At 58.0% G+C, this 23,871-nt stretch carries 24 protein-coding genes; 16 read left to right on the top strand and 8 right to left on the bottom strand.

What is annotated here, in order from left to right; all coding sequences use genetic code 11:
- Positions 1-87: 87 nt before the first annotated feature.
- A complete protein-coding gene (locus AD669_RS14805; RefSeq protein WP_053121028.1) occupies positions 88-747 on the bottom strand; it encodes a carbonic anhydrase in 660 nt (219 codons plus the stop codon).
- A gap of 60 nt (positions 748-807) precedes the next feature.
- Positions 808-1,275 (bottom strand): cyanase, encoded by a 468-nt coding sequence (gene cynS / locus AD669_RS14800; protein WP_053121026.1) that lies wholly within the window; start codon positions 1,273-1,275, stop codon positions 808-810.
- A 121-nt stretch (positions 1,276-1,396) separates the two neighbouring features.
- Here cynS and cynR point away from each other — a divergent pair, with 121 nt between their 5' ends.
- Positions 1,397-2,299 (top strand): transcriptional regulator CynR, encoded by a 903-nt coding sequence (gene cynR, locus AD669_RS14795; RefSeq protein ID WP_053121024.1) that lies wholly within the window; start codon positions 1,397-1,399, stop codon positions 2,297-2,299.
- A 204-nt stretch (positions 2,300-2,503) separates the two neighbouring features.
- Here cynR and AD669_RS14790 read toward each other — a convergent pair whose 3' ends face one another.
- The 3 genes from AD669_RS14790 to AD669_RS14780 form a co-directional block, all read right to left on the bottom strand.
- Positions 2,504-2,833, bottom strand: coding sequence for a hypothetical protein (locus tag AD669_RS14790; protein ID WP_053121022.1), 330 nt, complete (start codon positions 2,831-2,833; stop codon positions 2,504-2,506).
- Between the two features lie 509 nt (positions 2,834-3,342).
- Positions 3,343-3,846: a GNAT family N-acetyltransferase gene (locus AD669_RS14785; protein WP_053121020.1), complete on the bottom strand. Its 504-nt coding sequence runs from the start codon at positions 3,844-3,846 to the stop codon at positions 3,343-3,345.
- Between the two features lie 175 nt (positions 3,847-4,021).
- On the bottom strand, positions 4,022-5,953 hold the full coding sequence (locus AD669_RS14780) for a DNA topoisomerase III (RefSeq protein WP_053121018.1): 1,932 nt from the start codon (positions 5,951-5,953) through the stop codon (positions 4,022-4,024).
- Positions 5,954-6,275: 322 nt separating this feature from the next.
- Here AD669_RS14780 and AD669_RS14775 point away from each other — a divergent pair, with 322 nt between their 5' ends.
- Complete coding sequence (locus AD669_RS14775; protein ID WP_053121016.1) at positions 6,276-6,644, top strand: DUF427 domain-containing protein; 369 nt, start codon at positions 6,276-6,278, stop codon at positions 6,642-6,644.
- Here the strand turns inward: AD669_RS14775 and AD669_RS14770 are convergent.
- The 3 genes from AD669_RS14770 to AD669_RS14760 form a co-directional block, all read right to left on the bottom strand.
- The gene (locus AD669_RS14770) at positions 6,641-8,854 is read right to left on the bottom strand and encodes a C1 family peptidase (RefSeq protein WP_053121014.1); all 2,214 of its coding nucleotides are present in this window, start codon (positions 8,852-8,854) and stop codon (positions 6,641-6,643) included. The genes AD669_RS14775 and AD669_RS14770 overlap by 4 nt on opposite strands.
- Before the next feature lie 293 nt (positions 8,855-9,147).
- Entirely contained in the window at positions 9,148-10,770 is a 1,623-nt protein-coding gene (locus AD669_RS14765) for an MFS transporter (RefSeq protein ID WP_053121012.1), read from the bottom strand.
- Positions 10,771-10,930: 160 nt separating this feature from the next.
- A complete protein-coding gene (locus tag AD669_RS14760; RefSeq protein ID WP_053121010.1) occupies positions 10,931-12,577 on the bottom strand; it encodes a GMC family oxidoreductase in 1,647 nt (548 codons plus the stop codon).
- A 133-nt stretch (positions 12,578-12,710) separates the two neighbouring features.
- On the opposite strand from AD669_RS14760, the gene AD669_RS14755 reads away from it, so the two are divergent.
- The 14 genes from AD669_RS14755 to AD669_RS14690 all read left to right on the top strand — a co-directional run bounded on the left by AD669_RS14755 (position 12,711) and on the right by AD669_RS14690 (position 23,868).
- The gene (locus tag AD669_RS14755; protein ID WP_053121008.1) at positions 12,711-13,598 is read left to right on the top strand and encodes a LysR family transcriptional regulator; all 888 of its coding nucleotides are present in this window, start codon (positions 12,711-12,713) and stop codon (positions 13,596-13,598) included.
- A 138-nt stretch (positions 13,599-13,736) separates the two neighbouring features.
- On the top strand, positions 13,737-14,084 hold the full coding sequence (locus tag AD669_RS14750; protein ID WP_053121007.1) for a metalloregulator ArsR/SmtB family transcription factor: 348 nt from the start codon (positions 13,737-13,739) through the stop codon (positions 14,082-14,084).
- 20 nt (positions 14,085-14,104) lie between these two features.
- Positions 14,105-14,575, top strand: a complete 471-nt coding sequence (locus tag AD669_RS14745; RefSeq protein WP_053121005.1) for an arsenate reductase ArsC — start codon at positions 14,105-14,107, stop codon at positions 14,573-14,575.
- A gap of 9 nt (positions 14,576-14,584) precedes the next feature.
- Complete coding sequence (arsH, locus tag AD669_RS14740; protein ID WP_053121003.1) at positions 14,585-15,283, top strand: arsenical resistance protein ArsH; 699 nt, start codon at positions 14,585-14,587, stop codon at positions 15,281-15,283.
- Positions 15,284-15,389: 106 nt separating this feature from the next.
- Positions 15,390-16,652 carry an MFS transporter gene (locus AD669_RS14735; RefSeq protein WP_053121001.1) on the top strand — a complete coding sequence of 421 codons (1,263 nt, stop codon included), beginning with the start codon at positions 15,390-15,392 and terminating at the stop codon, positions 16,650-16,652.
- Between the two features lie 155 nt (positions 16,653-16,807).
- Positions 16,808-17,023 carry a DUF4287 domain-containing protein gene (locus AD669_RS14730; RefSeq protein ID WP_053120998.1) on the top strand — a complete coding sequence of 72 codons (216 nt, stop codon included), beginning with the start codon at positions 16,808-16,810 and terminating at the stop codon, positions 17,021-17,023.
- A gap of 42 nt (positions 17,024-17,065) precedes the next feature.
- Positions 17,066-17,896 (top strand): diaminopimelate epimerase, encoded by an 831-nt coding sequence (gene dapF / locus AD669_RS14725; RefSeq protein ID WP_053120996.1) that lies wholly within the window; start codon positions 17,066-17,068, stop codon positions 17,894-17,896.
- 538 nt (positions 17,897-18,434) lie between these two features.
- Complete coding sequence (locus AD669_RS14720) at positions 18,435-18,794, top strand: DUF6124 family protein (RefSeq protein ID WP_053120994.1); 360 nt, start codon at positions 18,435-18,437, stop codon at positions 18,792-18,794.
- 139 nt (positions 18,795-18,933) lie between these two features.
- The gene (locus AD669_RS14715) at positions 18,934-20,475 is read left to right on the top strand and encodes a DUF2235 domain-containing protein (protein WP_053120993.1); all 1,542 of its coding nucleotides are present in this window, start codon (positions 18,934-18,936) and stop codon (positions 20,473-20,475) included.
- Entirely contained in the window at positions 20,476-21,132 is a 657-nt protein-coding gene (locus tag AD669_RS14710) for a DUF2931 family protein (protein ID WP_053120992.1), read from the top strand. It begins immediately after the preceding gene.
- Positions 21,119-21,802, top strand: a complete 684-nt coding sequence (locus tag AD669_RS14705) for a DUF2931 family protein (RefSeq protein ID WP_053120990.1) — start codon at positions 21,119-21,121, stop codon at positions 21,800-21,802. The genes AD669_RS14710 and AD669_RS14705 overlap by 14 nt, the downstream gene beginning before the upstream one ends.
- An 81-nt stretch (positions 21,803-21,883) precedes the next feature.
- The gene (locus tag AD669_RS14700) at positions 21,884-22,537 is read left to right on the top strand and encodes a DUF2931 family protein (protein WP_053121109.1); all 654 of its coding nucleotides are present in this window, start codon (positions 21,884-21,886) and stop codon (positions 22,535-22,537) included.
- Positions 22,538-22,544: 7 nt separating this feature from the next.
- Positions 22,545-23,198 carry a DUF2931 family protein gene (locus AD669_RS14695; RefSeq protein WP_053120988.1) on the top strand — a complete coding sequence of 218 codons (654 nt, stop codon included), beginning with the start codon at positions 22,545-22,547 and terminating at the stop codon, positions 23,196-23,198.
- The gene (locus AD669_RS14690) at positions 23,185-23,868 is read left to right on the top strand and encodes a DUF2931 family protein (protein ID WP_053120986.1); all 684 of its coding nucleotides are present in this window, start codon (positions 23,185-23,187) and stop codon (positions 23,866-23,868) included. Before AD669_RS14695 ends, AD669_RS14690 begins: the two co-directional genes overlap by 14 nt.
- Positions 23,869-23,871 lie beyond the last annotated feature (3 nt).

Here is a 23,871-nt window from a genome sequence, read left to right as displayed (position 1 = left end):
TGTAGGCGCTGCCGAAGGCTGCGATCTTTTGATCTTGGTTTTCAAAATCAAAAGATCGCAGCCTTCGGCAGCTCCTACAGGGGTGTTTCAGGCTGCGTCAGCGCTGTTTGCGTAAACCGCACACGTCGCCGGCTGTTCCGCTAACGGCACAAACGTGCGCCGATCCGACGACAGCGCATCGATCGATCCCGTCTCGATGTCGTACACCCAGCCATGCAGATTCAGCAGGCCTTTCTCCTGGGCCAGGCGCACGCTCGGATGCGTCTGAATATTCGCCAGTTGCGCAATGACATTTTCGCGCACCATCGAACTCAACTTCGCCGCATCACTGGCATGCGCTCGCGCTTCATTCACCACTTTCGCCGACTCGGCATGCTGCAGCCAACCGCTGACGGCAGGTAGATGATCCATGCATTTGCACTGGGCGATCGCGGTCATCGCGCCGCAATCCGAATGCCCGCAAATCACAATGTCGGTCACACCCAGTACGGCAACCGCGTATTCCACCGTGGCCGAAACCCCGCCCGGATGCGGGCTGTAGGACGGCACGATATTGCCGGCGTTACGGATCACAAACAGCTCGCCGGGCTCTTGTTGGGTCAGCAATTCCGGCACGACTCGGCTGTCGGAACAGGTGATGAACAAGGTGCCGGGCTGTTGGGTGGTCGCCAGGTGTTTGAACAGTTCGCTGCGTTGCGGAAAGGCTTCGTGCTGGAATTTCAGGAAACCGTCGATCAGGGCTTTCATGTGCGTGTCCTCTTCAGGGGTGATCGGATGGCCCGCACGCGGGGTGCGGGCCGGGGCAGATCAGAACGGACGCAGCGGCAGGAATTTGCCGTCGAGGGTAACCACGGCGCGAGAACCGCCTTCCGGGTCTTCGACTTTTTTGATGTCGAGTTTGAAGTTGATTGCGCTGATGATGCCGTCGCCGAACTGCTCGTGAACCAACGCTTTGAGGGTGGTGCCGTAGATCTGAATCATCTCGTGGAAGCGGTAGATGGTCGGGTCGGTCGGCACGCCGCTGAGGCTGCCACGCAGCGGAATGATTTGCAGCGATGCAATCGCATCGGCGTCCAGCTCCAGTTTGTCGCCGACGACCTGAGCAGCATTTTCCGGTAGCGGATGCTGGCCGAGCAGGGCAGCGGTGACGTAGGCCAGGCTCAGACCAGTGCCGTCGGCAAGATCCTGCCATGAGAGATTTTTGCGCGCCTTGATGTCGAGAATGCGAGTGGTCAGGGCCAGGCTTGCGTCGTTGTAGGCGTGGGACTGTTGCATGGTGTCACTCCTTTCAGGGTTGGCTTGCTGTGTGGGAGCAATCTTCTGCCGATTGATCCATAGCGTCCAAGACCGATATACAATGCTTCGCATAAGTCCTGTCTATAGATGGTGTGCCCCCATGCTGCTGCGACATTTGCGATACCTGCTGGCCGTTGCCGATCACGGCGGCTTTACCCGTGCGGCCGAGGCGCTGCATGTGTCGCAGCCGACGCTGTCACAGCAAATCCGCCAGTTGGAGGAAACCCTTGGCGTGACGCTGTTCGATCGGACGTCGCGCACGGTCAAACCCACCGATGCCGGCGAGGCTTACATCGAATGCGCGCGGCGGGTGTTGGTTGAGCTGGAGGCAGGGCAGCGCGCGTTGCATGACGTGAAGGATCTGTCGCGCGGTAGCTTGCGCCTGGCGATGACGCCGACGTTTATGGCGTATCTGGTCGGGCCGTTGGTGCGCGACTTTACGGCGCGGTATCCGGGGGTTCATCTGCAGATTTTCGAATTGTCGATGGACGACATCGAGGCGGGATTGGTGGATGACTCGCTGGACATTGCGATTGCATTTACGCCGGTGCGCAGTCCGGATATCGAATGTATTCCGGCATTTACTGAGACGTTGGGGGTTATGGTCGGGCGTGAGCATCCGCTGTATGAGAGCACTGCGGTGCTGGCGCCGGATGATATTGCGCAGCTGGATTTTGCGTTGCTGGCGTCGGATTTCATCACGCGGTTATCGGTGGATGAGTATTTTCGTCAGCACGGGATTACGCCCAAAGTGCGAATCGAGGTGAATTCGGTGAGTACGTTGCTGGAAGTGGTTCGGCATTCACCGATGGCGACGATGTTGCCGGAGGCGATTGCCACGGAGGATCGAGCGCTACGCCGGTTGCGGGTGGCGAGTGAGGCGCCGCAGCGGGGCGCGGCGTTGTTGCGGCGACGGAATAATTATCACAGTGCGGCGGCGGTGGCGTTTGTTGAAATGGTGTTGGAGCGGGAGATACCCTCTCCCGGAGGGAGAGGGGACTGACCGAGGTGTTTGTGCAAGTTACGCCGACCTGAAAATGCTGTGCCGAACTCATATTTTGAAAGCACCACAAATCGGCTCCCTCTCCCTCGGGAGAGGGCTGGGGTGAGGGGCTACAATTCCAGTCAAGCCATATCAATAAAGCGAACAAAAAAGGGCCCGCTTCTTTATAAGGAAGCAGGCCCTTTCAATTATTAAAGTAGTGAATCAGCAGAACCGATCAATCACCCGAACTTCGTTCTTGTTCTGCATCGAGTCCCACGCCTGTTTCAGCGTTTGCAGAACATTACCGATGAAGTCCCGATCGGCCGCGGCTTTCTTGCCGACATAGCCGTGGCCGCGGCGGTACATCTTCAGGCGGGCCAACAGGTTCTGGTTGTTCTGGTCGAACTCTTCTTCACCAGCGTGGGGCGCCAGGCAGTCGATATGCACCTGACCCGATTTGCTGATCCACAGAATGTGGCTGTCGTGGCTGTCTTTTTGCGCAGCGAACATACGAGCCAGTTCTTCGATAGTAGGTTGATTGTTCAGATTCATAATGTTGCCCCTTGACCAGTCTGGTTATCTTTCAAAGTTGATTCGCTAATACAGGTAGCCCATCGGTTAGTTGATCCCTGGCACCGAAACCAGGACGTCAGCGCTCGCCCGTTGAAATGCGGGGTCGTGCATCTGTTGCATGTAGTCGTGTTGAATAACTGCTACGCAATAGCGTCACAACGAGGAGAAGCAGCGAAAACCGGGAGGCTCCTTGCCGACCTGTGCAGCGTCGACCACAAGCGTCTTGAGAATTTTCGCCAGCGCTTCTCGTCCTTGTACTGGACGTTCAGGCCAGGTCAGCTTCTTCAATCTGCCTTGTGGGCAGCGTGTATCCGGAAAAAACAACTCGGCGGTCAGACGAGTTTGCTCAAGCGTATTACCGATGTTCCCGATCGGGGAACGTCTTCATCATGCAAAAGCAAAACGACGCCGTCAACAGTTATGTAGTGATTATTTTTGGTCACTACATATTGTCGGACAAAGCTGTTTTGGAATGAGAAAGGATCCGTTCAAGCAACGGAAAAAGGCGAGCGCAGGACGTAGAAGGTGCACGGGTAACCGTCCACTTCGCGCTGCTGCCGGGTGAATTCACCGCCGCTCAATTGAGGGGTGAGCCCGGCCCAGAAGCGTTGTGCGGGCAGGTTGGTGTCTATGTGGAAAATTTGCCATTGCCCGGGGATCCGTCTCAAGAGGGTGGAGACGACAAACTGGGCGACACCTTGGCCACGCCAGCGTCGGGCGAGGAAGAAATAGCTGATGTTGTGTTCGGTGTCGGGGAGGTGGGTCTGGTTGTCGACGATGATGAAACCGGCGAGTTCGTCGTCGACGTGGATCAGGAAGGGTTGGGTGGCGGGGTGGCGCCAGTAGCTTTCTTCGAGTTGGTTGGGGAAGAAGCCGTGGTGGGCGAGTTTCAGTGGGAGCCATTCGCTGAGATCGTGCAGGTAGAACTGCATGAGATTGTTGACGGTGTCGAGGTCATCGCGTTGGGCGGGGTGGAGGGTGATGGTGGGCATGGCGTCAGCTCTCGGCAATGGCTTCCCATCAGTGTGGACTCTGGCCCCTGTGGCGAGGGGATTTATCCCCGATGGAGTGCGCAGCAGTCCCCAGCTTTTTCAAAGTCAAGAGAGGGGCTGCTGCGCAACCCATCGGGGATAAATCCCCTCGCCACAGGTTTTTTGCCAGGCTCGGTTATTTTGTGGTGGTTTTGGCTGTGCGCTTAGCCGGGCTGCGGGTGGATTTGCGCTTTTTCTTCCACGGTGTCGCCGCTTTGCCGGTCGGCGGTGGGCCGCTGATGGTCAGGCTCAGCGCGGAGCAGCGTGTCACTTGCTTGCTCATCCACGCCGCTTGTTTGGTGACGAATTCTTCCAGACTCATCTCGCCGCTTTGCACCATGTCCAGCGCCTGTTCCCAGATCGCCGTGGTGCCGGGGTCGGCAATCGCGCGGGGCACGGCGTCGATCAGGCTGTACGCGGCGGGTGTGGCGGCCAGCGCCTTGCCGTTCTTCACCAGATAACCACGATCGAGCAATCCCTGGATGATCGACGCGCGAGTAGCCTCGGTGCCAATCCCGGTGGTGTCCTTGAGTTTCTGCTTGAGCAGCGGATCTTCCACCAGTTTGGCGACGTTCTTCATCGCCTTGATCAGATCGCCCTCGGTGTAAGGCTTGGGCGGCTGCGTCCACAGATCCTTGAACTTCACGTCGGCCACCGCGCACTCAACACCTTGGCTCAGCGCTGGCAGGGTTTGCGGTGCTGGCGCCTCGCGTCCCTTGGCCGGTGCGAGCGCCTCAGGCAATGCACGCTTCCAGCCCGGCTCGATAATCTGCTTGCCCACCGCGCGCAGCGCTTCACCGGCGCAATCGAAATCGGCCTGAGTGCGATCGTATTCGTGATTAGGCAGGAACTGCGCCAGATAGCGCGCGCGAATCAACGTGTAGACCGCGCGATGTTTGCCGGTCAGGCGTTCAAGGTTCTTCGCTGCCGCTGTAGGAATGATGCCGTGGTGAGCGCTGACCTTGGCGTCGTTCCATGCGCGCGACTTACGCTGAGGCTCGAGAAAGCCGTTCAGCGCTTCAAGGCTCGGGTCGGCCTGGCGTAACGCCGCAAGAATCCCCGGCGCCTCGCTGTGCTGACTCAGCGGCAGGTAACCGCAATCACTGCGCGGGTAGGTGACGACTTTGTAGGTTTCGTAGAGTGCCTGGGCGATGTCGAGGGTTTCCTGCGCGCCGAGGCCGAGTTTCTTCGAGCAGACTTCTTGCAACGTGCCGAGATCGAAGGGCAGGGGCGCCACTTCGCGCATACGTTCGGTGCGCAGTTTGACCACTCGGGCAGTCGCCGCATTGCCGATGGCCGCCGCCGCTTGCTGAGCCAACGCTTGATTGAGGCAACGATCCTGATCATCACAAGCATCCGACTGTGCCCGCCACTGCGCGGTGAACGGCGTGCCGTTGTGCAGCAGATCCACGTCGATAGCCCAGAACGGCACCGGCACAAAATCGGCGATGCTGCGGTCGCGATCCACCACCAGACGCAGGGTCGGTGTCTGCACGCGGCCCACCGGCAATACGCCTTGATAACCCGACTGACGCCCCAGCAGCGTGAACAGCCGACTCATGTTCATGCCGATCAGCCAATCCGCCCGCGATCGCCCCAGCGCCGAGTGATACAGGCTGAAGGTTTCGGCACCCGGTTTCAGCGCGGCCAGCGCCTTGCGGATCGATGCTTCGTCCAGCGCCGACAGCCACAAGCGCCGAATCGGCCCGCGATAGCGGCAGTGCTCGACCAGTTCGCGGGCGATCATTTCGCCTTCACGGTCGGCATCGGTGGCGATGACCAGCTCGCTGGCCTCGCCGAGCAGACGCTTCACCGCTTTGTATTGGCTGGCGGTGCGCGGTTTGACGGTCATCTTCCATTTTTCCGGAATGATCGGCAGATCCGCCAGCACCCAGCGCTTGTAGCGCGCGTCATAGGCATCCGGCGGCGCGGTTTCCAGCAGATGACCGATGCACCAGGTCACTGTGACGTTCGTTCCCAGCCAGCAGCCGTCGCCCCGGCGCTTGGCACCGAGTACGGCCGCAATGTCTTTGGCCTGGGAAGGTTTTTCACAGAGGTACAGCCGCATAACCACCATCGTTGATCGTTGTTTGGGAGGTGCACAGGATGGCTTTTGTTGCGCTGGGGGGCAACTTTTATCTGTATGGATATACAGATAAAAGTTTGCTAATGATTTATTGAGCTTGCGCTGCACCTGTGGCGAGGGGCGCAGGTTTGGGGCTGCTTCGCAACCCATCGGGGATAAATCCCCTCGCCACAAATGTGTGCTCAGGCGATATTGATATCGTTATTTACTTTGATTCGTTGCCGTTCGGCCGTGAGTCGGGCGCAATTGGGAAGCATGAGTTATACCTGAACCGGTCTCTTCGCAGTCCTCAGGAGAAACCCCCATGAAAACCTCCGGCCCCAGCCCTGTCATCAACCTCGAACAACTCGTCGGTTGCCTGCTGGTGAAATTCCACGGCATCCAGGTCGCCGCTTCCTCACACGTGATGATCCTCAACGAAGCCAATTACCCGCCGGTCTATTACGTCCCCCGCGAAGACATCGACGAAAAATATTTCGCCCGCACCGACCACACCAGTTATTGCCCGTACAAGGGCGACGCCAGTTATTTCAGTCTGCAAATCCCCGGACACGAAGGCGCCAACGCCGTGTGGACATACGAAAACCCGAAAGTCTCGGTCGCGCCGATCCGCGATTACGTGGCGTTCTACCCCGATCAAGTGAAGTTCGAAGTGATCAAGGCCGAGCCCTAGTAGTTCAGGTCGATAAACGGCTGATCCAGTTTCGCATCGGGGCCGAGCCGCAGAATCGTCTTCAGCGTGGTTGTCATCGCGTTCAAGTCATTATCAAAACCACCGTGCGAGGTGTCTGCTTTGGTGCCCGGCCCATAGGTCATTTTCACGTCGTTGTAGAGGTGCAGGGTTTTCGCCGACTCTGCACTCAGGCCGTTGCCGGTCAGGGCAAAACCTGTGGGGATTTTGTTGCCCCAGTAGAAGTTGTTCCATAGCACGGTCATGTCCTGCGCGGCGATGTTCCACTCGCACAAATCAGGTTTGCTGAAGTCCTGATACGCGCCGTCGAGACTCTTGGCCATCCCCAACAACGGCATGCGCTGCAATTCCTCATAGGAGCGCGACACCAGATAGAGCAGCGACTTGTGATAGACGCCGATGACGTTGTCATCCTGCTCGCGGTTGTCCGACATCATGTGCAGGTGGAAGTCCTTGCGCTTGAGGCCGCCGCCCTCGATGACTTTGCGGAAGGTCGTGTTGGCGAAGTCGAGCGTGCAGGCCGGCGCGAGCAGCGTTGAGGTGGCAATCGGCAGGCCGCGGGCCCAGAGCAACTGGATCAGGTGGCCATTGATCAGCGAGCCGGCGGAGTGGCCGATCAGGTGCAATTCGATCTTGTCGGCGCCGACATCCGCCGTGAGTTTTTTCAGATTGTCGGCCGTTTCAATCAGCCCGCGTGGGGTGAATCCGGCCACCGACGCCGCTTCGGCGTTCTGCTTCATCTGGCTCCATTGATCGCCACCGAGTTTTTTAGTGGCCATTTCCACCGTGCGATCCAAACCTTCGGTAGCTTTGTCCTTGATCACTTTGAACACGTCGCCCAAGCCACCTGAATCTGGAAACAGGCCGGGCAGGGTATCTTTGACGATGTCGGTCAGCGTCTCCAGCACCCCAGTGCGCCAAGTGATGAACAGCGGATAGACGCCGTTTTCGAGGAAGTACGGCGCCATCGCGCAAATGCGTTTGATCGAATCCTGCTCCGAGTTGAGCCCGCCGTGGGCGTAGATCGCGATGCGCAGAATTTTCGGTTTTTGCCCGGCGGGGAGTTTGTCGAACCAGGCCTTGGGCGATTCGCGGACGATGCGCGCAACAGCGGCGCGCACGTTTTCCACATCGGTCAAGCGTGGGCCGATGCTGCCGTTGTTTTCCATGACGATGGTCAGCCCGTAAGCCTGATCGTTGGTCAGCGCGGCCGGGCCTTTGCGGGCGGCTGTCGGTGCTTCAGCGGAGAACAGCGAGACGCCTTCACGCTTGGCGCTGGAGGTCGGCAAGGCATCGCGGAACACCGATTCTCCCTGCGCTTTATCGGGCCGCGCATTGCGTGAAATCGCGCCGTGTCTGATTGGCACACCGAGGCCGACGGCCCAGGCATCGGTGCCGTTGGCCAGCCAGTCCTCGTAGGTGAGAATCGCAAAACCCGAGTAACCCCAATCGGTCGACCAGGAGTTCTGCACGATAAAACCATCATGGGTGTAGCCGATCAACGCGAAGGCGTGGCCGCCCTGAGGCTTGGCGTTCCATTTGATCACCGGCAATTGCGCGGTGCTCTGGAAGGCTTTGGTGTTGGCCTTGGGTTTCAGCGCCCAACCGGAATGGACATTGGCCGACACGTACAGCGCGCCGGTTTCGTAGAGCGCCGCCATCATCGACGTGATGTCGTCTTTTTCCACACGGTAATAAACCCCGAGCGGGCGAGTGACAGCGTCTTCCGCCCAGTTCGGCGCGGGGGCTTCAAAGTCCGGCACCGAGCCGTCGGCGGCGACGGTGTAGGGCCACAAACTTTTCTCGCAGACGCCGTGCTTGTGCCAGCCCTTGAGCGCGCCACGGCAACTGGAACCGGCGTAATCCTCGCCAGGCCATTCGTCGTAGAGCTTGGCCAAATGGTAGAGCTGACGCGGGCTGGTTTTCACCGAATCGCGATCGCGGCGCCACAGCAAATAGTTGATCACGGCGGACAGGCCGAAGCCGGTGCAGGCGCCTTCCTTGCCTTGGTACAGCACCATTTCGCGGCCGAGATAATCGGCCAGTTGGCTGCTGACTTCAGTGTCTGCCGGGAACGAGGCGGGCAGTGATTGCACGCGCGCGGTGAAGATCCGGTCGCGCAGGTCGAGGCGATCAGGACGGGCGTCGAGGGTGATGGTGGTTTGCGCGAGGGCGAAGCGGGAGGCGGGCATGATGGAGTGCTCGATTCGACCCCACGTCACCAACGCAGTCCTGCGCCGCAGGGATTAAAAAGGGTGAGGGTTATCGTAGACGAGATTTGGCGGGTGGGCGCGAAACGCGATGGCCGAGCTGAGCCCCTGTGGTGAGGGGATTCATCCCCGATGGGTTGCGAAGCAGCCCCAATGCCTTCAACTCGGTGTGTCAGGTACACCTTGGTTGCAGGTTTTTGGGGCTGCTTCGCAACCCAGCGGGGATAAATCCCCTCGCCACAGGTTTTCTTTCTACTGGGAAATAATGGGTGGAGTTAGTTTTTATCGAGGTCGATGTTTTTGGTCTCACGCAAAAAGATCATCCCCACCACCAGGCTCACGCCGGTAATCAACACCGGGTACCACAGCCCATAAAAGATATCCCCGGTGTACACCACCAACGCAAACGACACCGTCGGCAGAAACCCGCCGAACCAGCCATTGCCGATGTGATAAGGCAGCGACATCGAGGTGTAGCGGATGCGCGTCGGGAACAACTCAACCATCAGCGCCGCCAGCGGCCCGTAGCACATGGCCGAAATAATGATCAGCGCCACGATCAGCGCGACAATCATCGGCTTGTTGATCTGTTGCGCATCGGCCTGTTGCGGGTAGCCGGCGAGGGTGATCGCGCCGCGCAATGCCGCTTCATCGTAGCCGTCGAGCTTCACGTCACCGACGCTGATTTGTATCGCACTGCCAGCCGGCGCAGCGACGCTGGAGTAGGGCAGGCCTTGCTTGACCAGGAAGGTTTTCGCCTTGTCGCACGGACTGTCGAATTTCGCCTTGCCGACCGGATCGAACTGGAAGGTGCAGGTCGCCGGATCCGCCATCACCGTGATCGGCGCCTGACGGCTGGCCTGATCGATGGCCGGGTTGGCGTAGTGCGCCAGCGATTTGAAGATCGGGAAGTACAGCGCCGTCGCCAGCAGCAGGCCGAGCATCAGCACCGGTTTGCGTCCGACCTTGTCCGACAGCCAGCCGAAAATGATGAAGAACGGCGCACCGATCACCACGCTGATAATCAGCAAGGTGTTGGCCACCGCCGGATCCATTTTCAGGAACTGGGTGAGGAAGAACAGCACGTAGAACTGCGCCGCGTAGAAGGTCACCGCTTGCCCGGCGTTGATGCTGAACAGCGCGATCAACACGACTTTGAGGTTTTCCCATTTGCCGAAGGATTCGCGGATCGGCGCCTTGGAGGTTTTGCCTTCTTCTTTCATTTTCAGATAGGCCGGCGACTCGTGCAGGCTCAGGCGAATCCAGGTGGAAATGCCCAGCAGCACGATCGACAGCAGGAACGGAATGCGCCAGCCCCACACTTCAAACTGATCGCCAGTGAAGTAGCGGCAACCGAGCACGACGAGCAACGACAGCAACAGGCCGAGGGTCGCGGTGGACTGAATCCAGCTGGTGTGGAAACCGCGTTTGCCGATCGGCGCGTGTTCCGCCACGTAGGTCGCCGCGCCGCCGTATTCACCGCCGAGCGCCAGGCCCTGAAGCATACGCAGCACCACTAGAATGATCGGCGCGGCGATGCCGATGCTGGCGTAGGTCGGCAGCAGGCCGACGCAGAACGTCGCCACGCCCATCAGAATGATCGTCGCGAGGAAGGTGTATTTACGCCCGATCATGTCCCCCAACCGCCCGAACACCAGCGCCCCGAACGGCCGCACGATAAAGCCTGCGGCGAAAGCCATCAGCGCAAAGATGAACGCTGTGGTGTCGTTGACCCCGGCGAAAAACTGCTTGCTGATCACCGCCGCGAGGGCGCCGTAGAGGAAGAAGTCATACCACTCGAACACCGTCCCCAGTGATGAAGCGAAGATGACTTTTTGTGTGTCGTTGCTGGTTGTGGCGCTGCTCGCAGCGGCCAGCGGCTGAGCGTGTTCTGACATATCGGTATCCCTCACAGTGATTGTTTTTGTTGTTCCACTGATGCTCGATGTCCATGAATCAAACGCATATCCCTGTAGGAGCTGCCGCAGGCTGCGATCTTTTGATCTTGGTTTTGATTTCAAAAATTCAAAGTCAAAAGATCGCAGCCTTCGGCAGCTCCTACAGGGTTTGGGCCAGTTCCGGTTTTGCGGTGCTGCTCCTGGTGTTGGGGTTGAGAATGAGTTGTGCCGCTTTCTCGGCAATCATCAGCGTAGGCGAACAGGTGTTGCCCGAGGTGATGCGCGGCATGATCGAGGCGTCGGCGATGCGCAAACAGGGCACGCCGTGGACGCGTAGTTGCGCATCCACCACCGCGTCACCGTCATTGCCCATGCGGCACGTGCCGACCGGGTGGAAAATCGTCGTGCCAATCGTCGCCGCTGCCTGATGCAATTCCTCTTCACTTTGCAAACTCGCGCCGGGCAAATATTCCACCGGTTTGAACGCTTGCAGGGCCGGGGCGCTGACGATCCGCCGGGTCAGCCGAATCGCATCCGCCGCCACACGCAAATCCTCTGGATGACTAAGGTAGTTGGGTTGAATCAGCGGCGCTTCCTGCGGATCCGCCGAACGAATGTCGATGCGCCCACGACTCTGCGGACGCAGATCGCAGACAGAAGCAGTAAACGCGGGAAAGCTGTGCAACGGCTCGCCAAAGCGCTCCAGCGACAACGGTTGCACGTGATATTCCAGATTCGCCGAGGTCTGCTCCGGCCCCGAACGCGCAAACGCGCCCAACTGACTCGGCGCCATCGACAGCGGCCCACTGCGGTTATACAAATAACGCAGGCCCATGCCCATCTTGCCCCACACACTGCCGGCGATTTGATTCAGGGTGCGCGCGTTTTCCAGCTTGTAGATCAGCCGCAGTTGCAGGTGATCCTGCAGATTGCCGCCGACGCCCGGCAACTCATGAATCACGCCGATGCCAAGGCGTTCCAGCAGCGGTCGCGGGCCAATCCCGGAGCGCTGCAAAATGCTCGGCGACCCGACCGATCCGGCGCACAAGACGATCTCTTTGCGCGCCTTGAACTGTTTGACCTGACCTTCATGCCGCGCACTGACTTTTGAGGCGCGACCGTTCTCCAGCAGGACACGATCCACCTCAACCCCGGTCAGCACCGTCAGGTTCGCCCGATCACGCACCGGTTTCAGAAACGCCTTCGCCGCGTTCCAGCGCACACCGGATTTCTGATTGACCTGAAAGTAGCCGCAACCCTCGTTGTCGCCCTGATTGAAGTCATCGATGCTGGCGATGCCGCTCTGTTCGGCGGCACTGCGAAACGCATCGAGAATCGGCCACGACAAGCGCTGTTGTTCGACCCGCCATTCGCCCTTGGCACCGTGAAAATCAGCGGCGCCGGCAAAGTGGTTTTCGCTCTGTTTGAACAGCGGCAGCACGTCGTTCCAGGCCCAGCCCGGATTGCCCTCGGCCGCCCAGCCGTCGTAGTCGTTGGCCTGGCCGCGCATGTAGATCATGCCGTTGATCGAAGAACAGCCGCCCAGCACTTTGCCGCGCGGATAGCTCAGCGCGCGGCCATTGAGGCCGGCTTGTTGTTCGGTTTTGAAGCACCAGTCGGTGCGCGGATTACCGATGCAGAACAGGTAACCCACAGGAATGTGAATCCACGCATAGTTGTCGCGTCCACCGGCTTCGAGCAGCAACACGCGCTGCTGCGGATCGGCCGACAGCCGATTGGCCAGCAAGCACCCGGCGGGGCCGGCGCCGACCACGATGTAGTCGAACTCATCGAGGGAAGTCTGCATTCCCTGACCTCACTTATTGTTTTTGTTGTCGGACACTCTAGTTGTTAGCTTTCGTTAAAAGAATGTTAGTTTTTGCGCAGCCGCTGTGCGTTTTTAAACAGCCTCACTAGACAATAGCCGACAAGGACACAGCATGTTCGACTGGAACGACCTGCGGTTTTTTCTCGAACTGCAACGCAGCGGCCGCCTGCTCACCGCCGCCCGGCGCCTCAACACCACCCACGCCACCGTCGCCCGCCACATCGAAGCCATCGAAAAAAGCCTCGGCACTGCGTTGTTTGTCCAGCACGCGCAAGGTTATGAAATGACCCCGGCGGGGGAGGCGCTGCTCAAGCATGCGGAGGCGATGGAGAACGTGGCGTTGCTGGCGCAGGAAGAAATCACTCAATCGACGGCGCCGCTGGGCAAGATTCGCGTTGGCGTGACTGAGGGGCTCGGCATCAAATTCCTCGCCAGCCGCATGATCGGCTTGTTCGATCGCTATCCGGGACTGGAAGTGGAACTGGTCGCCGTGCCGCGTTTTGTCAGCATTCTCAATCGCGAAGCGGAGATCAGTATTCATCTGGAACGGCCGGCGGCGGACATGCTGGTCACACGCAAACTCACCGATTATCGATTGGCGCTCTATGCCAGCCAAAGCTACCTCGACAAAGCGCCGCCATTGAACAGCCGTGAGGATTTGGGCCGGCATGCGTGGATCGGTTATGTCGACGATTTGCTGTTCAGCCAGGAACTGATGTTCCTCAACAGCTTCTGCCGCAGCCCTCGGGTGGTGTTTCACAGCACCAGCGTCATCGCCCAGCAGGAAGCGGCGCGGTCGGGGTTGGGGATTGCGGTGTTGCCTTGCTACATGGCGGCGTCGGATCCTGATCTTGTGCCGTTACTGCCGGATGAAAGCATCGAGCGCAGCTACTGGATCAGCACACGGCGGGAGCTGCACAAGTCGGTGCGGCTGCGGGTGGTTTGGGACTATGTGGTGGGGTTGTGTGAGGCGGAGCAGGGGTTGTTGCTTAACCTTTGAAAATCAAAAGATCGCAGCCTGCGGCAGCTCCTACAGAGATCGGTGTAGGAGCTGCCGAAGGCTGCGATCTTTTGATCTGGGTTGATTAATATATGGGAATCCGTATATTCGGTTTTCCATATGTATCGAGCCCGCCCGATGATCACCCCCACCGAAGTCTTCAAAAGCCTGGCCGATGAAACCCGTGTCCGCGCCATTCTGCTGATCGCCAATCAAGGTGAGCTCTGCGTCTGCGAGCTGATGTGTGCGCTCGATGACAGCCAGCCCAAAATCAGCCGCCACCTCGCGCAACTGCGCAGCAACGGTCTGTTGCTCGATCGCCGTCAGGGCCAGTGGGTCTATTACCGCCTCAATCCGGATCTGCCGGCGTGGATTGGCGACATCCTGCAAGTGACGGCCAAGGCCAACACCGAGTGGCTCAAGGACAACGCCGCACGCCTGCACAACATGGATGGCCGTCCCGTGCGCGACGCCGCGTGCTGCTGAATCTTCTACCGGAGCAATCCATGCGAATCCTGTTTATGTGCACGGCCAACAGCTGCCGCAGCATCCTCTCAGAAGCCCTGTTCAATCACCTGGCACCCGTCGGATTCGCAGCCGTCAGCGCTGGCAGTTTCCCGAAAGGGCAGGTGCTGCCGCGCAGTCTGACCACGCTGCAACAGGCCGGCATCGCCATCGACGGCCTGCACAGCAAAGGCAACGACGCCTTCGAAGATAACCCGCCCGACATCGTCATCACCGTCTGCGACAAAGCTGCCGGCGAGACCTGTCCGGTGTACTTCGGCCCGGCCCTCAAAACCCATTGGGGACTGGAAGATCCGTCCGAAGTGAACGGCGACGAAGCCGCGATCAACGCCGCTTTCCACGCCACCCTCGCGCGCATCGAACTGCGCTGCCAAGCCTTCCTCGAATTGCCCTTCGCCCGACTCAGCCGCGAGCAACTGCAACGCGAGCTCGACCGCATCGGCGCGCTCTAAGGAGAACCCATGTCCGACCATTTGCCTAACCTCGACCCAAGCCTGTTCGACGACCTCAAACCCTCGACCCCGGGCGAACACAAGCCGCGCATCCTGCTGCTCTACGGCTCGACCCGCGAGCGCTCCTTCAGCCGCTTGCTGGTCGAAGAGGCCGCACGCCTGCTCGAACACTTCGGTGCCGAAACACGTATCTTCAATCCCTCCGGATTGCCGTTGCCCGATGACGTCCCCGTCGATCATCCGAAAGTACAAGAACTGCGTGATCTGGTGCTGTGGTCGGAAGGGCAGGTGTGGTGCTCGCCGGAACGTCACGGCGCCATGTCCGCCGTGTTCAAGGCACAGATCGACTGGATCCCGCTGGAACTCGGCGCCGTGCGCCCGACCCAAGGCAAAACCCTCGCGGTGATGCAAGTCTGCGGCGGTTCACAGTCGTTCAACGTGGTTAACCAATTGCGCGTGTTGGGCCGCTGGATGCGCATGTTCACCATCCCCAACCAATCCTCGGTGCCGAAGGCCTACATGGAATTCGACGACGCCGGGCGGATGAAACCTTCACCGTTCTACGACCGCGTCGTCGATGTGATGGAAGAACTGGTGAAATTCACGCTGTTGCTGCGTGGCCAGCAAATGCATCTGGTCGACCGCTATTCCGAACGCAAGGAAAGCGCCGAGCAACTCATGAATCGCGTGAATCAGCGTTCTATCTGAACTCGCCCGGCCGCCGGCCCATGCAACTAAGTTCTCGCGCCACAGGTCACTCACTCAGCGGAGGTTGATTCAATTCCCACGACCTCGAACATTGAAGACGCTGCCCGTGGCCACACACCTCGATCGTCGCAACAACCTGTCGCTCGACAGCCTCAACTTTTTCCTCGCGGACGTGCGCGACGGGCTCGGCCCTTATTTGGCGATTTACCTGCTGGCGGTGCATCACTGGGATCCGGCGAGCATCGGACTGGTCATGACCATCGCCGGCATCGCCGCGCTCGTCACGCAAACGCCGGCGGGTGCGCTGGTCGATAACACCCGGCGCAAACGGGCGATCATCGCCATTGCGGCGCTGCTGGTGACCGGCAGTTGTCTGCTGCTGCCGTTCGTGACGTCCTTCAGCCTGGTCGCGTTGACTCAAGCCCTCAGCGCCGTCGCCGCTTCGATTTTTGCCCCGGCCATTTCCGCGATCACCCTCGGCATTACCGGCCCGCGCGCCTTCACCAGACGCACCGGGCGCAACGAAACCTTCAACCACGCCGGCAACGCCTGCGCGGCATTGTTGGCCGGGGTGTTCGCCTACCTGTTCGGCCCGGTCGCGGTGTTCTATCTGATGGCGGCGATGGCGATTGCCAGCGTCATCGCCGTCTCTTTCGTTTCGCCCAAAGCTATCGACCACGACGTCGCACGGGGCCTCGATCCCGGCGGAGCAGGGCACGGCACACAACCGTCGGGGCTGGCGGTCTTGCTCAAGAACAGACCGCTGCTGTTGTTCGCCATTTGCTGCGCGTTGTTCCACTTGGCGAACGCGGCGATGCTGCCGCTAGTGAGCCAGAAACTCGCGCAGGCCAATCTGCAGATGGCCACGCCGTTGACCTCCGCCTGCATCGTCGCGGCGCAACTGGTCATGGTGCCGGTCGCGTTGCTGGTCGGGGCCAAGGCCGATGTCTGGGGACGCAAACCGCTGCTGCTCGCTGGCTTCATGATCTTGCCGTTGCGCGGCGTGCTCTACATCTTGTCCGACGACCCTTATTGGCTGGTTGCAGTGCAATTGCTCGACGGCATTGGCGCGGGGATTTTCGGCGCGCTGTTTCCGGTAGTGGTGAAGGACCTGACGTTGGGTACCGGGCACTTCAATGTCAGTCTGGGCGCGCTGTCGACCGTGTTTGGATTGGGCGCGGCCTTGAGTAATAGTTTGGCGGGGTTTGTGGTTCAGGCGGCGGGGTACAGTGCGGCGTTTTTGACGTTGGCGGGGGTGGCGGCGATGGCGTTGGTGTTGTTGTGGGTGGCGTTTCCGGAGACGTTGCAGCGTTCAACGGTTGAAACGAATGATCGGCAAAATGAGAGGCATCCAGCTACTGTGCCTTGAAGATCAAAAGATCGCAGCCTTCGGCAGCTCCTACATTGATCGTGTGCAGGAGCTGTTGAAGGCTGCGATCTTTTGATTCTGGCGGCCTGAAAGCGCCAGAATCAGGTAGATTCTTCGGCAGCTTTATTGATGAATATTCACAGGGAGGCACCACCATGAGCGAAGACAACAAAATAAAAGGCCCGGCGTCCTACTTCCCCTCCATCGAAAAGAACTACGGTCAGCCCATCGACCACTGGCTCAACCTGCTCGCCGGCCACACCGACAAAAAACACATGGAACTGGTCGCCTGGCTTAAGACCGAACACGGCATGGGCCACGGCCACGCCAACGCACTGGTCGCGCATCATCTGGCCAACAGCAAAAAGTGAGGGCAGTCCTCATTCACACGACACACAGCCAAGGCGCCACCGATGCCGCTCAGCTTCCATAAAATGCACGCCAACGGCGACGACTTCATCCTCGTCGACGCCCGTCACAGCGCCAACCCGATCACCAGCGCAATTGCCCAACGACTGGGCGACCGCCACCGAGGCATCGGCTTCAACCAACTCGCCGTGCTGCTCGACTGTGCGGACGCCGATGTACGGCTGGAATTCTGGAACGCCGATGGTTCGGTGCTCGACGTTTGCGGCAGCGCAACCCGTGGCGCTGCCGACCGATTGATGCGCGAGGCCAGCCGAAAATCGATCACCCTGCGCACAACGCGCGGCCTGCTCAATTGCGAACGCACATCCAGCGGATTGATCTCGGTTGATATGGGTGAGCCGCTTTTTCACTGGATGGACATTCCGCTGGCCGAGGAACACGACACGCTTGCATTGCCACTGCCCGGCAATCCGGTCGCGTGCAGCATGGGCAATCCGCATTGCACGTATTTCATTGACGACCTCAGTGGCCTCGACATCGCCGCGCTTGGCCCGGCGATTGAAAGCAATCCATTGTTTCCTCGCAAAACCAATGTGCACTTCGTGCAGGTGATTGATCGTCAGCACATTCGCTTACGGATCTGGGAGCGTAACGGGGGAGTTCCGCTGGGCTCCGGTTCATGCGCCTGCGGTGCCGCCGTCAATGGCATCCGCAAGGGGCTGCTCGATCACAACGTCGAAGTCGAATGCGACGGCGGCAGCGTTCACGTCCATTGGAACGGCAAAGGCAACGTCACCCTAAGCGGCCCGGTAGAACCGATCTACTCCGGCACAATTCCGGATAGCCAACTAAAACCCAACGCAACCCCACTGTAGGAGCTGCCGAAGGCTGCGATCTTTTGACCTAAACGCCGCCACATTCCCCCAATCCCAACACGTCACCAACCTTCAAACGAACACCCCGGTCAGTTCCTTCTCCCTCCGGGAGATGGCCAGGGTGAGGGCCATCCCAAACCATCCAAAATCCCCCAAAACACCGCGCACATCACCGTTCTAAACAACAAAAACCAAACCTGTTTAACCGAAGCCTCCAGTAACCACCCAAGCCCTACAACGCCTTGCGCCTTTGCCTACGACTAAGCCAGAATCGCCCGGCTTGTGCGTCTGGCGCTCACTCCGTACCTTGATTCCTGTCACTGCTCATCAGTGAACGGGTCTGCAAGCCCGCCGGAAAATCAGACGCATAGCCCTGCCAAAGGACGCGTGATCGTGTCCACTCAATGGCGGCTTTGTGCGGGAGACCTTCGGGTCTGCCGGGTTCCTGGTTTCCCGGTCTTGCAGACCCGCGCATAGCTGCCACCCATCATCTGCAAGTGATGCCGGTAGCTCCTAGTGAACAATCAGGAGTTTCACCATGTTCAAAGTAACCCCCAACCCTCCCGCAACCGACACCACATCCCCCTACGAATCCCTCGACTCGAAAAAACTCCACGAAGCCGCCGAACGCGCCCTCGACCACTACCTCGGTCCCGCCGACATCATGGCCAGCCCCCACGAACCCGAATCCATGTTCCTCGCCAACCCGGCGTACGACACCGAATCCCTGCTGGCCAACGCCAGCGAATCCCTCGGTAGCGCCACCACCATGCTCAACGACTTCGCAGCCGTGCTGAACACCTCGCATCGCAAGACATTGCTCGGCATCGCCCAGGTCGTGATGCTCGGCGAACTGGCCGTCAACCAGGCACTGGACAACGTCGAAATCGCTAAATAGCCAGCCATCCGGTCGAGGAGGAAACCCTCCTCGACACACGGTGTCTCACGGTGGCTGGCACAGGGCCACGCCTTGCGCCCCCCGGCCTCGACTGTCACCCTTCGGGCCGTTCTTCAAGGATCAGAACAAGGAATCATGGATGAGTGGATACGTTCCCAACCCGCCTAAAAACTACCGCTACGAAGAAGCCAAACCCGTCGATATTCATGCCCAGCGTTGGGCTGAGTATGAGAAATATGGGAAAGCGCCTGCGCCTGAACCTGAGAAAATCGGGATCGCGTTGAGGATTGGGGTTTTCTTTGATGGGACGGGTAATAACGCGAATAACACAGCGGCTGGTTTGCTGTGTGGCGCGCAGCATCCGATTGCGCCGCAGGATATTCCTGCGAGTTGCAAACCGTATATGGGGGATCCGGATAGCAGTTATGGTGCTGGCGCGACCAATGTTAAAAAATTGGCTGACATGTATTACGAAGCCCCGATTGCAGAAGGCGACGGGTCATTAAAAACTGTTTCTCGCCCCATTTATATCGAGGGTATTGGTACCCGTGCCAATGAAGAGGACAGCATGGTCGGACAGGGTACCGGCCGTGGTGAAACAGGAGTAGCCGGGCGCGTGCAGACTTCTTTCACCTTCATCAAGCAGATTGTTATTGACGCTATCCAAGAAAATCCAGGTAGCGAGATAGCGTCCATTACTTTTGATACGTTCGGTTTCAGCCGTGGCGCTGCAGCGGCTCGTCACTTTTCGAATGAAGTGGTAAGGGGAAAACAAGGGCCGCTGGCGGAACTGCTCATCAGTCACGAGGCTGATTTCAGCCGTACGTTTGTCGCCCAGTACGGAAGCGGCATCACAATGGGCTTTATAGGGCTGTTCGACACTGTTCCATCCATCGCAGGCTTTACCAATTTTGGGAGAGTGAAAAGCCCAATCGCTCCAGGTGTAAAACTGTACCTGGATCGGCGGTTCTTCAAAGATGTCGTTCACTTGGTGGCCCGAGATGAATGCCGGGCAAACTTCGCTTTGAGCCGAGTCAAACCTGATCATCCGGAGTATTCATGCCCCGGTGTCCATTCGGACATCGGTGGCAGCTACTTGGATCAGGTCGAAGAGTGCGTTTTGATCAGTCCCATGCAAACACTTGAGGTGTCGTTCAATACAGACGTCACATCCACCTCAATCTATCGAGACGCGGCCAAAGTAAAGAATCAATGGATAGCCAACGGATGGCCTGCCCATTTATTGGAAATTGTGACGCCGGAAGCATTCGACATTCCAATGGATCACCAGGACAGACTGGGGCCGAAGCAAAAACGTGTATACGCGGGGCTTCAGCTCAAGAGGCCCGTCAGTGGCAAGCTTTCTACGGTGTATCTGAAGTTGATGCACCAGCTAGCGAGGGAAAAAGGTGTTCCCTTTACCGATATACCTGCTAGAGCTGAGTATGCCGTGCCCAGCGAGCTACAAGGTCTCTACGACAAATTTTTAACGGGTAATTACGTCACTACTCCAGAAGAAGAGCAATTGCTTAGGCTGAAATACATCCATACCTCCGCTAATTGGAATCATCCTCTAGGTAGAAGAGATGGCAGCGGTCTTCGGGCCGTGTACATCAACGCCCCCACCGAAAATGGTGTCCGTGTACAACATCCTCACGTAGCTGATTGGAAACTCTGGTAAATGAGAATACTTGTAGCCCTGCTGGGCGCTTTACTTATCTCGGGATGTCAGGCCTCAAACTCACAATCGGGTGAAGATGACCCGAAATACGAGTGGTGGGAATTGGCATTCATCAAACCCAATTTTATGAATGTCTGGGTTGAAGACAGTGCCGTGGAAGACATCAACGGCAAAACTTATTTGCGGGCAGGGGGGGGGAACGCAAGTGGTGCCGAACCGAACGACGGCAAAGAGTCTGCGCGTGGATGGATCGGTGTGGGCGGCACTGGAAAACCGGTGATCGGCGCAGATCTTCCAAAACGTATTTTTGTGCGTTGGCAATCGATACCAGAGCGGAAGACCTATCGGGCATGGGTGGATATCCCTGAAGAGGCGAGGCAAGTGATGGTGACATCTACCCATCAACGTTGCCCGGAAACACCTGATAAAACTGCACGTTTCATGGCATCGGTCTATTTGGGATTGGCACCTGGTGGCGTTGTGCAGGTTTGGGTGAGGGATTTGTGTCGACGTCCGGTAAAAGTTGCTCGAGCACAAGCGGACTTAGAGCCGCTAGGGCCGGAGCAGGGTAAAAACGGGGGGCAGTATGCTTACCCTGTCAGCGAAAAGGCTCAGCTTTATATCGACAAGTACGGCATTCCATATGGGAGTTGGTAATCCGATTTCCTTTATCAGAAATGTCATCGTGGTGCTGTGCGTGTTGTTGACTAGTGGATGTCAGACTGCCGATCCACTTTCAGCGAAAAATGATCCTAAGTCCCCATGGTGGGAACTAGGCTTTACCGAGCCTTACTATATGAAGGTATGGGTCGAAGACAGTGCCGTAGAGGACATCAACGGCAAGGTATTCAGACGCACGGGCGGAGGTACTGCCGCAGGTGGGGAACCGGAAAACGGTAAAGAATCCGCACGAGGCTGGCACGCCGTGGGTGCTGCCACAAAAGCTGTGACTGGAGCCGATTTGCCCAAACGCATTTACGTGCGTTGGCAGTCCATCGTTGAGCCGCGAACCTATCAGGTTTGGGTAGATGTACCCGAAGAGGCAAGACAATTGATGGTTGCGTCGGTGAATCAACGATGCCCAGAAACGCCAACGCAACAGGCTAGCTACAGCGCCTCTATCTATTTGGGATTGGCTCCTGGGGGAGTCGTGCAGGTGTTTGTTCGTGACTCATGTCACCGTCCTGTCAAGGTAGCTAAAGCACAAGCCGAGATCGAACCTTTGGGGCCAAGTCTGGGAAAGAACCAAGGACGATACGCGTATCCGATTAGTGAAAAGTCAAAGAGTTACATTGAGAAGTACGGCATCCCGTATGGGAGTTGGTAATCCTTAGGTGGACATTAACGCGCCCACTCCGAATGGAATACGCGTACAACATCCCCACGTACCTGATTGGACGCTCTTGTGATGAAAGTTCTTTTGGCTCTGCTTTGTCTGACGTCTGTAGCGGGTTGTCATGCTGATCCTCTATCAGCAAAGAACGATCCGAAATCTCCATGGTGGGAGCTCGCCTTTACAGAACCTCGTTACATGAAAGTCTGGGTTGAGGACAGTGCCGTAGAAGACGTCAAAGGCCAGTTGTTCTCGCGCACTGGCGGAGGAACTGCGTCGGGAGGAGAGCCGGAAGACGGTACTGAATCTGCACGTGGCTGGCATGGCTTGGGTAGCTCCGCAAAAGCAGTGGTAGGTGCGGATCTACCGAAACGAATCTTTGTCCGTTGGCAATCCATCGTAGAACCGCAAACTTACAAAGTCTGGGTGGACATACCCGAAGAGGCGAGGAAGTTGATGTATACATCAGTGAATCAGCGCTGTGCAGAAACCCCGAATCAGACAACTAGTTTTATCGCGTCGATTTATTTGGGCTTGGCTCCTGGTGGGGTCGTACAAGTATGGGTTCGTGACTCGTGTCACCATCCGGTCAAAGTGGCTAGAGCTCAAGCTGAAATCGAACCTTTGGGGCCGAGTCAGGGTAAAAATCAAGGGCGGTATGCCTACCCTGTCAGTGAAAAGGCCAAGCGGTATATCGACAAGTACGGCGTCCCGTACGGGAGCTGGTAAGTAGCTGATGTCCCGATTGATTGTTTTGTGCGCTCTGTTCATTGCTGGTTGCCAGTCAAATGATGCGCAGTCCGCCAACAACGACCCTAAATCCCCATGGTGGGAACTCGGCTTTGTCGAACCTGATTACATGAAAGTCTGGGTTGAAGACACGGCAGTGGAGGACATCAAGGGAAAAACGTTACTGCGCACAGGCAGTGGATCTGCATCTGGTGGGCAACCAGAGGATGGAACCGATTCCGCCCGAGGTTGGGATGGTGTGGGCGCCTCTGCGAGACCAGTGGTTGGCGCCGATCTCCCGAAGCGAATCTACGTTCGCTGGCAATCCATCGTAGAACCTCAAACCTACCGCGCCTGGATTGATATACCCGAAAAAGCCAGGCAACTGATGTTTGCCTCAATTAACCAGCGTTGCGAAAAAACGCCGGATCAATCAGCCACCTATATATCTTCGGTCTATCTTGGCTTGGCTCCCGGGGGCGTTGTGCAAGTGTGGGTCAGAGATTCCTGCCTCCATCCAATCGAAGTGGCCAAGGCAAAAGCCGAGGTCGAACCGCTAGGGCCAAGTCAGGGAAAAACCGAAGGGCGTTACGCATACCCCATCAGTGAAAAATCCAAACGCTATATCGCAAAATTCGGGATTCCGTATGGGAGTTGGTAATCCGATTTCCTTTTTTAGGAACGTAGTATCCGTGCTGTGCGCGTTGTTGATTGGTGGGTGTCAGACCGCCGACCCACTTTCAGCGAAAAATGATCCCAAATCTCCATGGTGGGAAATGGGGTTCATTGAGCCCGATTACATGAAAGTCTGGGTAGAAGACAGCTCAGTTCTTGATATCAATAACAGGATGTTTTTCAGAGCGGGCGGAAGCTCAGCGGCTGGAGGTGAGCCGGAAGATGGCACGGAGTCTGCCCGTGGTTGGGGGCCTGTTAGCGGATCCGGGAAGTCAGTAACCGGCGCTCAGCTTCCGAAACTGATCTTTGTGCGATGGCAGTCCATCTCCGAGCAGAAAACCTATAAAGGATTCATAGAGATTCCAGAAGAAGCGAGGCAACTGATGGTGAAGTCAACACATCAGCGCTGCCCGAAAACACCAGAAAGAGACGCGCGGTACAAGGCAACGCTTTATGTAGGTCTAGCGCCGGGAGGAATACTTCAAGCTTGGGTCAGAGACTCGTGCCACCGTCCAGTCAAGGTGGCTAGAGCTCAAGGCGAAATTGAACCGCTAGGCCCCGAACAGGGGAAAAACGGTGGTCGCTACGCATATCCAGTGAGCGAAAAAGCCAAGCGTTATATCGACCAGTACGGCATCCCTTACGGGAGTTGGTGAGCG

Origin of the sequence: Pseudomonas sp. P1.31 (genome assembly GCF_001269815.1) — a bacterium.
GTDB classification, from domain to species: domain Bacteria; phylum Pseudomonadota; class Gammaproteobacteria; order Pseudomonadales; family Pseudomonadaceae; genus Aquipseudomonas; species Aquipseudomonas rustica.
Note: the sequence above shows the minus strand (reverse complement) of the source record. Positions and strands in the feature narration are given on the sequence as shown.